Annotated in this window: 15 protein-coding genes; 5 read left to right on the forward strand and 10 right to left on the reverse strand. The window is 30.3% G+C overall.

All coding sequences use genetic code 11. The features are described from left to right. Positions 1-5: 5 nt before the first annotated feature. The 9 genes from E0E45_RS08105 to hpt form a co-directional block, all read right to left on the reverse strand. A complete protein-coding gene (locus tag E0E45_RS08105) occupies positions 6-4346 on the reverse strand; it encodes a PolC-type DNA polymerase III (RefSeq protein WP_130890706.1) in 4341 nt (1446 codons plus the stop codon). A gap of 21 nt (positions 4347-4367) precedes the next feature. Further along, entirely contained in the window at positions 4368-4931 is a 564-nt protein-coding gene (locus E0E45_RS08110) for an RNA methyltransferase (RefSeq protein ID WP_130890707.1), read from the reverse strand. A 40-nt stretch (positions 4932-4971) separates the two neighbouring features. Next, positions 4972-5508, reverse strand: coding sequence for a gamma carbonic anhydrase family protein (locus E0E45_RS08115; protein ID WP_130890708.1), 537 nt, complete (start codon positions 5506-5508; stop codon positions 4972-4974). Beyond that, on the reverse strand, positions 5505-6233 hold the full coding sequence (trmD, locus tag E0E45_RS08120) for a tRNA (guanosine(37)-N1)-methyltransferase TrmD (protein ID WP_130890709.1): 729 nt from the start codon (positions 6231-6233) through the stop codon (positions 5505-5507). Before trmD ends, E0E45_RS08115 begins: the two co-directional genes overlap by 4 nt. After that, positions 6234-6806: a ribosome maturation factor RimM gene (gene rimM / locus E0E45_RS08125; protein WP_130890710.1), complete on the reverse strand. Its 573-nt coding sequence runs from the start codon at positions 6804-6806 to the stop codon at positions 6234-6236. A gap of 8 nt (positions 6807-6814) precedes the next feature. Next, positions 6815-7054, reverse strand: a complete 240-nt coding sequence (locus E0E45_RS08130) for a KH domain-containing protein (protein WP_005951557.1) — start codon at positions 7052-7054, stop codon at positions 6815-6817. Positions 7055-7074: 20 nt separating this feature from the next. Further along, the gene (locus tag E0E45_RS08135; RefSeq protein ID WP_130890711.1) at positions 7075-7329 is read right to left on the reverse strand and encodes a DUF4911 domain-containing protein; all 255 of its coding nucleotides are present in this window, start codon (positions 7327-7329) and stop codon (positions 7075-7077) included. A gap of 80 nt (positions 7330-7409) precedes the next feature. Continuing rightward, on the reverse strand, positions 7410-8204 hold the full coding sequence (gene rsmA / locus E0E45_RS08140) for a 16S rRNA (adenine(1518)-N(6)/adenine(1519)-N(6))-dimethyltransferase RsmA (RefSeq protein ID WP_130890712.1): 795 nt from the start codon (positions 8202-8204) through the stop codon (positions 7410-7412). Between the two features lie 12 nt (positions 8205-8216). After that, positions 8217-8741 carry a hypoxanthine phosphoribosyltransferase gene (gene hpt, locus E0E45_RS08145; RefSeq protein ID WP_130890713.1) on the reverse strand — a complete coding sequence of 175 codons (525 nt, stop codon included), beginning with the start codon at positions 8739-8741 and terminating at the stop codon, positions 8217-8219. Positions 8742-8919: 178 nt separating this feature from the next. On the opposite strand from hpt, the gene E0E45_RS08150 reads away from it, so the two are divergent. From E0E45_RS08150 to E0E45_RS08170, 5 genes are read left to right on the forward strand one after another with little or no spacing between them, the layout of a single operon-like run. Beyond that, the gene (locus E0E45_RS08150; protein ID WP_130890714.1) at positions 8920-9639 is read left to right on the forward strand and encodes a PASTA domain-containing protein; all 720 of its coding nucleotides are present in this window, start codon (positions 8920-8922) and stop codon (positions 9637-9639) included. Positions 9640-9677: 38 nt separating this feature from the next. Then, on the forward strand, positions 9678-10544 hold the full coding sequence (gene rsgA / locus E0E45_RS08155) for a ribosome small subunit-dependent GTPase A (protein WP_130890715.1): 867 nt from the start codon (positions 9678-9680) through the stop codon (positions 10542-10544). Beyond that, positions 10537-11178, forward strand: a complete 642-nt coding sequence (gene rpe, locus E0E45_RS08160; RefSeq protein WP_130890716.1) for a ribulose-phosphate 3-epimerase — start codon at positions 10537-10539, stop codon at positions 11176-11178. Before rsgA ends, rpe begins: the two co-directional genes overlap by 8 nt. A gap of 4 nt (positions 11179-11182) precedes the next feature. Further along, a complete protein-coding gene (locus tag E0E45_RS08165; protein WP_130890717.1) occupies positions 11183-11857 on the forward strand; it encodes a MarR family winged helix-turn-helix transcriptional regulator in 675 nt (224 codons plus the stop codon). A gap of 20 nt (positions 11858-11877) precedes the next feature. Beyond that, positions 11878-13503 (forward strand): Rqc2 family fibronectin-binding protein, encoded by a 1626-nt coding sequence (locus E0E45_RS08170; protein WP_130890718.1) that lies wholly within the window; start codon positions 11878-11880, stop codon positions 13501-13503. A gap of 137 nt (positions 13504-13640) precedes the next feature. Here E0E45_RS08170 and E0E45_RS08175 read toward each other — a convergent pair whose 3' ends face one another. After that, positions 13641-14021, reverse strand: a complete 381-nt coding sequence (locus E0E45_RS08175) for a DUF5684 domain-containing protein (protein ID WP_130890719.1) — start codon at positions 14019-14021, stop codon at positions 13641-13643. Positions 14022-14133 lie beyond the last annotated feature (112 nt).

Raw genomic sequence — 14133 nt, forward strand, 5'->3', positions numbered from 1 at the left:
TCCTCCTAAAACAAGGATATCTGATTTGTCTCACTCAATGAATCTACTGCATTTATAGATTTAAGTTTTTCAATTATTGTCTGTGATATCTTTGTTCTTCTTTTAAGATCTTCATAAGATAAAAATTTACTTATTTCTCTTTCTTTTATCAGATTTTCTATTACTGCTCCACCTAATCCATTCAGAGCTATAAGAGGAATTCTTATCTTTCCATCTTCTATTGTAAATTTAAATCCATCAGATGTATATACATCTATTGGAAGAAATTCATATCCTCTGGCATACATTTCTACTATAATTTCACATATTGCCATTTCGGCTTTTTTCTTTACATCAAGTTTTGGTTCTTTGCTTAATGTTGCCAGATGTTCTTTTGCTGTTTTAGGGTCACTCATTATCTCATAGTCAAAGTCTTCAGCTTTTCTTGATAAATATGCTGCATAGAAAGCTAAAGGATAGTGTACTTTGAAATAGGCTATTCTCATAGCCATCATAACATAAGCAACTGCATGTCCCTTAGGGAACATATATTTTATTCTTCTGCATGATTCTATATACCATTCAGCAACATCATGCTCTTTCATTTCATTTGAGAATTTTTCCCATCCTTCTGGATCTTTTGAAGGTTTTCCTTTTCTTACAAACTCCATTATTTTAAATGCCGTTCCTTTTTCAAGTCCTTGGTCAATAAGATAGTTCATTATATCATCCCGTACTGTTATTACTTGAGAAAGTGTTGCTTTTTTCTGTCTTATAAACTCCTGAGCATTATTCAACCAGACATCAGTACCATGCGACAACCCTGATATCCTTACAAGCTCAGCAAAAGTTTTTGGCATAGTATCTATCAGCATTTGTCTAACAAATGGTGTTCCAAACTCTGGCACTCCAAAAGTTCCAACTACTGAATTTATATCCTCAGGAGTAATTCCTAAAGATTCAGTTCCTGAAAATATTTTTAATGTTTCTGGATCAGCAATAGGAATAGTGTAAATATCTACCCCTGTATACTCCTGAAGCATTTTTATGGTAGTAGGATCGTCATGTCCTAGTATATCCAGTTTTACTAACTGTTCGTCCATTACATGATAGTCAAAGTGTGTAGTGATAGAATCATTTTTTTCATCATTTGCTGGTTTTTGTACAGGACAAAATTCATATATGGAATGATCTCTTGGGACTACAACCATTCCTCCAGGATGCTGTCCAGTAGTTTTTTTAGCTCCTTCACATTTTTTGGCAAGCCTGATTATTTCTGCTCTGTTTCCTTTTATTTCATGCTCTTCAAAATATTTTCTTACATAACCTTCAGCATTTTTTTCTGCCAGTGTAGATATAGTTCCAGCTTTAAATACATTTTCTTTTCCGAAAAGCTGTTCACAATATCTATGAATTTCAGACTGATATTCCCCTGAGAAGTTAAGGTCAATATCTGGTACCTTTTCTCCATTAAATCCCATAAATACTTCAAATGGAATTGAATATCCATCTCTTTTATATAATTGCCCACACTTAGGACATATCTTTTCTGGAAGGTCAATTCCTACTCCTTCTCTTTCTATAAATTCAGAATTTTTACATTCTGGATTTGTACATATATAATGTGGATAAAGAGCGTTAACTTCTGTAATATCCATCATATAAGCAACTAGAGAAGAACCCACTGATCCTCTGGACCCAACTAGATATCCATTATCCAGTGATTTTTTAACAAGTTTTTGAGCTGAAAGATAAAGTACTGAAAAGCCATTACCTATAATAGCTCCAAGTTCTCTTTCTAATCTTGCTTTAACTATTTCTGGAAGAGGATTTCCATATATTCTATATGCTTTTTCATATGTCATCTCTTTTACTATATTTTCAGCATTATCTATTTTAGGAGGATAGAACCCATCTGGAACTGGCTTTATAACTTCTGTCATATCAGCTATAGCATTTGTTCCTGATACTACTATTTCCTTTGCAATATCTTTTCCCATATAATCAAATTCATCTATAAGTTCTTCTGTAGTTCTAAAATAGAATTTGTTGTCTGTTTTATATTGATTAGCTCTATAGACACTTCCGCTTCCATAGAGAAGAATACTTCTTATTTTACTGTCAGTTTCATTTATATAGTGTACATTAGAACTTGCTGTTACTAATTTTCCTCTTTCTTTAGCTAAATTATAAAAATATTTGTTCATATCTTCAATCATTGTAAAAGATGAAATAGTTCCAGTTCCATCATCTTCATATAATTCTGAATATGCTCCTCTTGGAAGAAGTTCTATATAATCATAAAAATCTATATTTTTTTCTATTTTTTCATAATCATATCTCATATAATAGTTAGATAATTCTCCATCATTCATAAAATGTGAAGAAAGAGAACTTCCTATTATCAAACCTTCCCTATATTTTTCTATATGTGATTTTAAAACTCTTGGTTTCTTATTTCCATAGTAGTCAACATGAGCCTCTGATACCAGTCTATACATATTATGAAGCCCTTGAAGGTTTTTTACCAGTACTATTATATTAGCTGTATCTTGTTTTTTTACATTTATTGGAAGAGCTCCTGTTATTTCATTAAGATTAGTTATCCCCTTCTCCATATATTTTTCAATAAATATAATAAACATATTAGCAGTTGCCTGAGAGTCATCAACAGCTCTATGGTGATTATCCAGTGATAATCCCAATACCTTATTCAGATTTTTCAATCCATATGCTTTAAGTTCAGGATACAAATCTCTAGCCATCTGCAATGTATCTATTACTGCTGGCTTATAATCATACCCCATAAACTTTTTGACATCTCTTCTTATAAATCCCATATCAAAGGGAGCATTATGTGCTACCATTGTAGAATTTCCAACAAATTCCATAAACTTAGGAAGTACTTCTTCTATTGTTGGCATATTATCCACCATATCCTGAGATATATTTGTAAGTTCCTGTATCTTTTTAGGAATAGGTTTTCTAGGATTTACTAATTGAGAATATCTTTCTACTATTCTTGTTCCCTGAAGCTTTACAGCTCCTATTTCTATTATCTCATGCTCATGTGAATTAAGTCCCATAGTTTCCAAGTCAAAAACTACAAAGCTTTCTTCTTCTATCAATATATCTTTACTGCTTCTTACCATTTCAGCATTATCATTTACCATATACATTTCACATCCAAGGATAGCTTTGAAATCTTTTCCTTTAGCAGCCTTATATGCAAATGGAAAGGAATGCACTACAGCATAGTCTGTTATAGCCATGGCCTTATGTCCATATGCTATTGCCTGTTTTATGAGGTCTGAGATATCTTCTACTCCCACCATCTCACTCATTTTGCTGTGTGTATGAAGTTCTACCATTTTTTCTGAAGCATTGTCTGTTTTTTGAGTTTTTACTTTTTCTAATTTATTGATAGAATTTATCATTATTATCTCTTCATTATCAGAAAATTTATCAATTTGTTTTTTTCCACTGATTTTAACAAAATCTCCAATAGCTACTTCAAGTTTTTTATTTTTATCCAGAAATACTTTTGTTGTTAAAGAGCTTCTTTCATCAGTTATTCTTATTGTCATTATAACTTTATCATTTTTGACATCTCTGCTCTCAAGAGAGAATATTTCTCCTTCAACTATACAGAGTTCATCTTCATAAAGTTCTCCAAATTCTTCAATAGAAATAGAGTTTCCTTTAATTTCTTTTGTTTTGTTGCTTGTATATCCCTGTTTTGAGAATCCTTGTTTAACAAAAACCTCATTTGATTTCTGAGGCTTTGATGCTGCTGCTTTAGAATTATCTGAATCTATTTTAGCTGATAAAGTTATTATATCTTTTTGTTTTTGCTTCTCTACTTCTGTTAATTCTTTAGAAAAATCTCCTAGTATAAATTTAACCTTAAAATTATATATTCCATAATTTTCCAATATCTCTTCAAGCCTATCATCTATTCCAGAACTCATAAGAATTTCAATTGCTGTTTTTTCATTAAGTTCAATATCTACAGCAGCCTCTTCTATTTTTATTCTATAAAAATAAAGAAAAGATTTAGAAATAGCATTTCTTGCTTTAAGTCTAGTTATGGCTCTTTCCACTATAACTATCAGCTCTTCCTTCATCATTTCTTTCTCTGTATATTCTACTCTAAAATCTACTTCTAACTCTTTTCCAAAATTCTTTTTTATATTTTCATAGATTATATCAAGTTCACAGAGGTCTTTTACGCATGGAACGGAACACATAAACTTCATTTTCTTATTTCTTTCACTGAAAATTATCTCTTTAATATCTACAGAGTTTATTCCCATCTGTCTGAAAATGCTGTCCTGAGGTTTTATTCTGATCTCATTTCTATTCATCTTACCTCCAGAATTTATCTATTAATTTTCTCCTAATAATCTATCTAAAATAATAGCCACTGCTGCTCTTACAGAAAGATGATTATATTTAGTATTTCCTCTTATAGGTTCAAGAATATAATCTGACATATCCATTATTTCATCTGTAAGACCCCATCCTGTTCCAAATAATAGAAGATATGGTCTGTCATCTTCAAATATTTTTTCTGAAAGTGCTTTATACCCTATTGTATTAGAAAATATTCTGGCAGATGTAGTTATTATAACTGGTTTCTGTCCTTCTTTTTCTTCAATTTCTTTGATAGTTTTCTCTATACTGTCCATTACTCTTGTTATAGCAAAAGCATTTTCTCTATCTTTATTATATTGTCCTCCAGTACCTTCCTGCCAGTATCCAATTATTCTTTCTGTAAGCATTTTTTGAGCATCCACTGGAACTATCAGACGATAACCTTTTATATCATAAGTTCTACAGCTTCTTGATATATCATGAATATCAAAATTTGTAACTGAAGTACATACCACATCATTATTTTTATTATATACAGGATAATGAACTAACCCTAGATAAATTTTTTCTCTCATTTATTACTCAATCCTCTTTTCTTGATTTTCTTATTAAAATCTAGTCTTTTTCATTTATAATTATTTCTTCCAAGTCTTCTGAATATTTTTTTATCTCTGTAAGATATACCTCTTTTGCATAAGTTAAATATTCCCAATTCTTTTCAGATAATTTCTTAATAACTTTAGCTGGAACACCTGCTATAAGGTCTCCCTCTTCTGCTTTTAACTTGCTGTTTACTACTGAGCCTGCTGATACAATGCAGTTTTTAGGAATAATGCTCCCATTGAGTATCTGACTTCCCATTCCTATTATAGAATTATCTCCCACAGTACATCCATGAACTACACAGTTATGCCCAATAGTTACTCCTTTTCCAATAGTAGTAGGAAATTCTGTATCTCCATGAAGAGTTGAATTATCCTGAACATTGGAATTATCTCCAATAGTTATTTTGCTCATATCTGCTCGCAGTACAGCTGAAAACCATATAGAAACATTATCTCCTGTTTCTACATTTCCAATAATAGTTGCACTGTCTGCTATATAGTTATTTTTCCCTATTTTAGGGACAAGATTTTTTAATTTATATATCATTTTTGTTCCTTTCCAAGCTCTGCTTTTATCTCAGCCAGAAGTTTTTTCTCTATTTTGCTGAACTCTCTTTTCTCTAGTAAATCACTTCTTCTTAAATATGTTCTTTTAAGACTCTGTTTAAGTCTCCAAAGTTCTATATTCTTATGATGTCCTGACAGCAGTATTTCTGGAACTTCCATTCCTTCATATTCAGCAGGTCTTGTATAATGAGGATAATCTAATAATCCATTAAAAAAAGAGTCATTCTCATAGGATTCCTTTTTTATAACTCCTGGGATAAGTCTTGCAATACAATCAGTCATTACCATAGCTGGTAATTCTCCTCCTGTAAGAACAAAATCTCCTATAGATATTTCCATGTCTACATTCTTTTCAATTACTCTTTCATCTATTCCTTCATAATGTCCTGCTATTATTGTTATCTCTTTTTCCTGAGCAAGCTCTACAGCCAGCTGCTGATCAAACTTTACTCCTTGAGGGGAAGTATATATCACTTTTCCAGCTGTTGTTTCCAATGCTCTCATAAGAGGTTCAGGTTTCATTACCATCCCTGCTCCTCCTCCAAAAGGAGTATCATCAGCTTGCTTATGCTTATCATAACAGAAATCTCTAATATCTATTATATTTATTTCAAGACTGCCTTTCTCAATAGCTCTTCCTATTATGCTCTCACTTTTGAATCCAGAAAACATCTCAGGAAACAGAGTCAAAATATTGATCTTCATCTATTTCTCCTCATTTTCCTCAAGCTCTTCATCTATCCCATCATCTTGTTTTAATTTTTGACCTTTTACTTCTTTCATTCCTTCTATAAGATGAATAAAGATTTCTCTTTTATCAAAATCTATTTTCTTTACAAACTCATCTACATCAGGAACCATTATTTCTGTATTTTCTCCCTCAATCACCAAAATATCATGAGCTGCTGTTTCAAATATATCAGTTATTTTCCCAAGTATATCTCCATTATCAGCATCTACAGCTTTCATATCTAAAAGGTCATTTAAAAGATATTCATCTTCTCCAATTCCCAATAGTTCTCTTCTAATTTTTATAAGTGAATTTTTTAATTTTCCAGCTTCTGTTTTATTAGTTATTTCCTGAAATTCTGCCACCCATTTATTCCCAACTAAAGGATTTACACTTGTTACAGTAAATATTTTCTGTTCTCCTCCAGGAAGTTCTACTATTACTCTATTTCCTTCAAGAATTTCAGCATCTCCTATATTAGCTATTATCTTAACTGCTCCCTTTAAGTGATGTGTTCCAGAAATCTTACCAACTGTTAAAAGTTCCATTACCCCTCCTAATCTAAAAATTCTACATTTACATTTAATTTATCTTTTACTCCAGCTGCCTGCATAACTCCTCTTATTGCATTAGCTGTAAGTCCATTTTTACCTATTATTTTCCCCATTTCTCCTTTAGCTACACTTACTTTAAAGATAATAGTATCATCTATAGCATCATAATCTATTCTTACTTCTTCTTTAGTGTCTACTAATTCTTTTATGATGTAACTTATAAGTTTTTCTAATTTTTCCATTTTTCATCCTCCATTATATTCTATTTATTGATATATAAAGATCCTTTCCAAGGACCCTCTTCCACTATTTCAGCAACTACTTCATTCTTATCTAAATCCTCAATAATTTCTTTTACAAAATCTTTAAAATCATAAGTAGTAATTATATTAATAAGCCCTTTATGAGGATCTACAGTTCTTACAACTCCAGCTCCTTCATAAGCTTCCATTATCTTATTAATGAAATCTATATCTTCTTTTCTGCTTTGAATCAGATATTCATAACTTCCCAGCATTTTTCCTCCAATTTAAAAGCTAAAATGAGGGCAAGCTTCCACTATTTTCTAACTCTCATTTTACCCTCATTTTACTCACTTTATTTTTTTTCAAATACGGCTATTAAATTTATAAAATTTTCTATAGTAAGATTTTCTGCCCTCTCAGTTTCTTTGATACCAGCTTCATCTAAAACTACTCTCAACTCATCCTTTGACATTCCTAAAGCAGTAAAATTATTCAATAGATTTTTTCTTTTATTGGCAAAAGCTGCCTTTACATATTTGAAAAACAAATCTTCCTCTATAAGCTTTTTATATTTATCATCTTTATAAAGTTTTATAGACATAAAAGCAGAATCTACTTTAGGAATAGGTGTAAATGCCTCTTTAGGTATAGTAAACAGATATTCAGCCTCTCCAAAATATTCTACTGCAAGAGTAAGAACACTTCTTTCCTTGCCTTTTTTAGCACAAATTCTTTCTGCAACTTCTTTTTGAACCATTATATATATTTCATCTATTACATCTCTATTTTCAATAAGTTTGTTTATAATTGGTGAAGTTATATAATATGGAATATTTGCAACAACTTTCGTTCCAGCTTCTACATACTCTTTTAAATCAGTTTCTAAGACATCATTCATTACAAGAGTATATTTAGGATTCCCATCAAATTTCTTTCTTAATATTTTTTCTAAATCTCTGTCTATCTCAACTGTAACAACTTTTTTAGCTGTATCTAGAAGCAATGCTGTGAGTGCTCCTTCTCCTGGACCTATTTCCAATACAGTATCATTTTCATTTACAGCTGATACTTCCAATATTTTTCTTAAAACTTCTTTTTGATCAGTAAGAAAATTCTGACCAAACTTCTTTTTATGCTTAAAGGACATCCTTTCCTCCATCTATTTTTTTACTACCATTCCTACATATGGCAGATTTCTATGATGCTGAGCATAATCTAAACCATATCCTACTACAAATTCATCAGGAATTTCAAATCCAACATAATCCCCTTTGATATCTACCTTTCTTCTACTTGGTTTATCAAGAAGAGTACAAATTGCAACACTTTTTGTTCCTTTAGATTCTATAAACTCTCTTACATATTTTAGAGTAAGACCAGTATCAATAATATCTTCTATAATCAATATTTCTTTTCCTTTTAACTCAAAATCTGTATCTTTTAAGATTTTTACTACTCCTGTACTGTCAGTTCCGTTCCCATAACTCGATACACTCATAAAATCTATTACTAATGGTATATCTATCTCCTTTATAAGATCACTCATAAAAATAACAGAGCCCTTCAATAATCCTAAAACTATTACCTCTCTGCCTTTGTAATCTTTTTCTATTTCAGAAGCAAGTTCCTTTATCCTTTTTTCCACTGCTTCTCTTGGTATCAATGTTTCAATTGTATAATCCAATCTTCTCTCCTCCTAAAATCCTATGCCCAAAGCATATATCTTAAAACAAAATCATTCACTGTATTTTAACATTTACTCCAGCATTTATCAAGTAATTATTGATATTTTGTGCTTCTTATGTTATTATCAAATAGTATCTATATATATTAATATGGGATTAAATTTTCAAGGAGGAATAATGAATAAAAAGTCAATATGTTTCTCTTTTCTTACTGTAACAGCTATTGTTTTGATAGCTTTCTTTTCATTCAAGATATTTGAAAAAATATACTTTAATGAAACTTTCTATTCTGTTCCAGATTTAAAAACTCTAACTTTGGCTGAAGCTGAAAAAATGTTGGAAAATAACGAACTGAATATCAGAAATATGGGTGAAGAATTTTCTGAACTTCCTGTTGGGGAGATATTTCTTCAAGAACCAGAATCTGGAAACATTGTAAAGAAAAATAGAAACATCAAAGTATGGATAAGTAAAGGAGAGGCTCTTGTAGAAGTTCCTGAATTAAAGGGAATGAATTTTCTGGATGCTAAAGCTATTGCTGAACAAAAAGGGCTTATCATAGACAGAGTAGCCACTACAAAAGCTAACATTGCATATAATGAGGTTATATCAACTGATCCTGCAACTGGTACACTTCTTAGAAGAGGACAAAAAATATCTTTTCTTATCAATGGTTCTGAACAGCTTATGGATGTAAGAGTTCCTGATATCATAGGTGTAGAGATAAACCAAGCTAAAGAAATTCTTACAGCGAGTTCTCTTTTAATTGGTAAAATAACTTATGTATCTCTTCCAGAGATAGAAAAAGATTTAGTTATTGAAACAAGTGTTTTAGCTGGAAGAAGAGTTTCAGCTGGTACAGTTATTGATATAACTGTAAATAAGGAAAACGAGTAATATGCTTTGAGGAGGAATAAAAAATTAGAGGAATAGTCATAAACAAAATACAAGGATTTTATTATGTAAAATCTAATGAAAAAGTGTATGAATGTAAATTGAGAGGAATTCTAAAAAGAAAAGATAATAAACATAATTGTGTAGTAGGAGATATTGTTGAGTTTTCAGAAGATAATTCTATAACTAAAGTAGAAAAAAGAAAAAACCTTTTAGAAAGACCTTTAGTTGCAAATATAGACTATATTGTCATTCAGTTCGCTGGAAAGGACCCAGTAATTGACTATGAAAGACTCAATACTCTTATTCTTAACAGCTTTTATTATAAAATAGATCCAATAATTGTTGTAAATAAAATTGATCTGCTTTCCCAAGATGAAATTGAAGAAATCAAAAGAAATCTGGATTTTCTTAAGAAACTGGAAATACCTTATTTCCTCATTTCAGAAAGAGAAAATATTGGTATAGACCAGTTAAAAGCTTTTATTCAAAATAGAATAACTGCTTTTGGAGGTCCCAGTGGTGTAGGAAAGTCAAGTATTATAAATCTTTTACAAAATGCCAAAGTTCTTGAAACTGGTGAAACAAGTAAAAGATTAAGAAGGGGAAAACACACAACTAAAGATACTAATCTTCTCCCTCTTCCAGGTGGAGGCTTCATAATAGACACTCCTGGATTTTCATCTGTAGAACTACCTTACATAAAAGATGTTCAGGAATTAATTTCATTATTCCCTGAGTTCAAAACTGATAAAAATTGCAAATTTTATAATTGTTTGCATTTGAACGAACCAAATTGTATAATTAAAGATATGGTTACTAATGGAGAAATTTCTCCTGTAAGATATGATTTCTATAAAAAAACATATGAAAAATTAAAAAGTGAGAGGTGGAATAGGTATGAATAATGATATTAAGATAGCTCCTTCTATCCTGTCAGCTGATTTCAGCAGACTTGGAGAAGAAGTAACAGCAATAGATAAAGCTGGGGCTGATTATGTTCATATAGACGTTATGGATGGGATGTTTGTTCCTAATATAACTTTTGGAGCTCCTGTTATAAAAGCTATAAGAAATAAAACTAAACTTATATTTGATGTACATCTAATGATTGAAAAACCAGAAAGATATATTGATGATTTTGTTAAAGCTGGAGCTGACATAATTACTGTACATGCTGAATCTACAGTACATCTTCACAGAGTTATTCAACAAATAAAAGCCCATGGAATAAAAGCTGGTGTATCTCTTAATCCTTCTACCCCTGTAGATGTTCTTAAATATGTTGTTGATGACATAGACATGGTATTGGTTATGAGTGTTAATCCAGGTTTTGGAGGACAAAAGTTTATTAACAGTGCAATAGATAAAATAAAAGATGTAAGAGAACTTAGTAAAAATGTGGATATTCAAGTTGATGGTGGAATTACAGCTGACACTATTGGAAAATGTATTGAAGCTGGAGCAAATATTTTTGTTGCTGGTTCATATGTTTTTTCTGGGGATTATGAAGAAAGAATAAATTCTTTAAAGAGAGGTTAATTTTATGAATGAAAACATAAAAAAAGTTAATGAAGTATTAGAAGATTTTTACAAATTATTTTTTAAAACAGAAGATATGGCTCTTAAAAGAGGTATAAAGTGCCTTACTCATACTGAACTTCATCTAATAGAAGCTATTGGACAAGATTCTCTTACTATGAATGAACTGGCTGAAAGAATTGGTATAACTATGGGAACTGCTACAGTAGCTGTTTCTAAACTTACAGAAAAAGGATTTATTGCCAGAGTAAGATCAAACTCTGACAGAAGAAAAGTTTTTGTATCTTTAACTCCTAAGGGAGCTAAAGCTTTAGCATATCATAATAATTATCATAAAATGATAATGTCTACACTTACTGAAGATATTGCTGACAAAGACCTTACTCATTTTATTGAAGTTTTTGAAGTAATTTTAAATGCCCTAAGAGGAAAAACAGATTATTTCAAACCTCTTCTTATCACTGAATTTCCAGTAGGGACAAAAGTTTCTGTAGTGGAAATAAAGGGAACTCCAATTGTACAAAATTTCTTTGCAAGTCATGGTATCGAAAACTTTACTGTACTTGAAATAATGGAAAGTAATGATAAAGAAAACTTTATCTTGAAAAAAACAGATGGAGATCTTTTAGTTTTAGACATCCTTGATGCTAAAAACTTAATTGGTATAAAGAACGAATAAAAGCTCAATAGGAGATAATAATGTTTTACATTGATGGTATATCATTGAATAAAATAAAAGATGAACTGAGAGAAAATCTTTCAGGAAAAAAAATAAACAAGATAACAAAAAATACAGAAGTTTCTTTATCTATCTATTTTGGAAAAACTGAACTTGTATTTTCTTGTAACCCTTCTTTTCCTATCTGCTATATTGCAGATTCTAAAGAAAGCATCTTGGAAAACACCACTGGTCTTGCTGCAAACATGAGAAAACATCTGCTCAATGCTATGCTAACTGATGTTCAGCAATTAGGATTTGATAGAATATTATGTTTTAAGTTTGCCAAAATAAATGAACTTGGTGAAATAAAAAATTACTCTATATATTTTGAAATAATGGGAAAATATTCAAACTTTATTTTTACAGATGAAGAAGATAAAATAATTGATTTACTTAAACGATTTTCTCTGGAAGAAAACCGTTTAAGGGCTCTTTTTCCTGGGTTAAAATATGAACAGCCTGTTATTGAAGAAAAAATCTCTCCTTTAAATATTACAGAAGAAGAATTTAATAAATTTAAAAATGAAAATTCTCTTTTAAAGAATATAGAAGGATTGGGAAAATTAACTGTTCAAAATATAACTGATTTTAATAGTTTTACTCATCTGTTGAATACTCCATCTCAGCCAAAAATTTTCTTGAACAAAGGAAGAATAGTTCTTGGAAGTGTCCTTAATATTGTTCCTAAAGGAAAAGAATATGATGAGGTAGTTTCTTTTGACAGTTTTAGAGAAGTTATAAATTTCTATATAAGTTCAGAAAATCTATCCAGTAGTTTTGATACATTAAAAACTCAGCTTCTTGATAATATAAATAAAAGAATAAAAAAAAATATGAGAATACTTTCTCTTCTAGAGGAAGAAGTAATAGAGAAACAGGATTTTATAAAATATAAGGAACAAGGAGATATTCTTGCTGCATCTATTTATTCTCTTAAAAGAGGAATGAGTTCTCTTGAAACTTATGATTTTTATAATAATAGAGAAATATCTATTTCTCTTGATCCACAGATAACTCCGCAAGAAAATCTGGAAAAACTTTATAAGAAATATAACAAATTAAAAAGAGGTATGGAAGCTAATAAAAGAAGGTTTCTGGAAATAAATGAAGATTTGGATTATTTAAATAGTATCAAACTTTTTATAGATAATAGTCCTAGTACAGATAATCTAAAGCTTATACAAGAAGAGCTCATATCTCAGGGGTACATAAAAGTACAGCAGAAAAAGGGAAATAGGAAAAAACAAGTAAAGGAAATTGGATATGGAGTGCTCGAATTTAAAAACTTCAAGATACTTTATGGAAGAAACAACATTGAAAATGATAACTTAACTTTTAAAATTGCTTCTAAAGAAGATATATGGCTGCATTCTAAAAATATTCCAGGTTCTCATGTAATTATAAAAGCAAATGAAATCACAGAAGAAATACTTTTAAAGGGTGCCGAAGTAGCAGCATATTTTTCTAAAAGTTCTGCTGGAGATAAAATCAGTGTAGATTATACTAAGAAAAGATATATAAACAAGCCTAAAGGCAGTAAACCTGGGTTTGTCACTTATGAGAATGAAAAAAATATTCTCATTGAAAAACCAAATAAATTATAATTTAAAGAGCCTGTTATAAAATAAGAAACATTTCTTATTTTTGTCAGGCTCTTTTTATGACTATAATTACACAGATTAAAATATGTCTATAAAGATATATTTTAATCTGCATCTATATTATTCCCCCCAGAATGTTACTATAGATCGTAATCTAGTTTTTCATTTTTTTCTTCTGAATCAGCAGCAGTTTCTACAACTGTCCCAAGCTCTGTATATACTGCATCTCCAAATCCTAATAATGGATAGAATACAAATGAAAGCAGAGCAAGTCCTACTCCAAATCCTGTCCCTTTTCCAAATGCTTTAGCAATTTCAATACTAACAATAATCATGATAACTATATTTGCAATTGGCACAAATAATAGTAATAGATACCACCATGGTTTTTTTGCAATCTCAGTGATTAAAAGATACATGTTATAAACAGGAACAATACCTTTCCATCCTTCCATTCCAGCCTTTTCAAAAGTTTTCCACATTCCTGCAAAAGCAAGAATCATTAAAATTAATCCTATCATCTTTCCTCCTTGAAAATCTTAAGTTGTTCTTGATACTTCATTACTATATACTAACTAAAAAGAAAAGAATAATATATTTTTTATATGATTTCTATTTTAATTCTTCAAAACA

Source organism: Fusobacterium ulcerans ATCC 49185 (assembly GCF_900683735.1).
Lineage (GTDB): Bacteria > Fusobacteriota > Fusobacteriia > Fusobacteriales > Fusobacteriaceae > Fusobacterium_A > Fusobacterium_A ulcerans_A.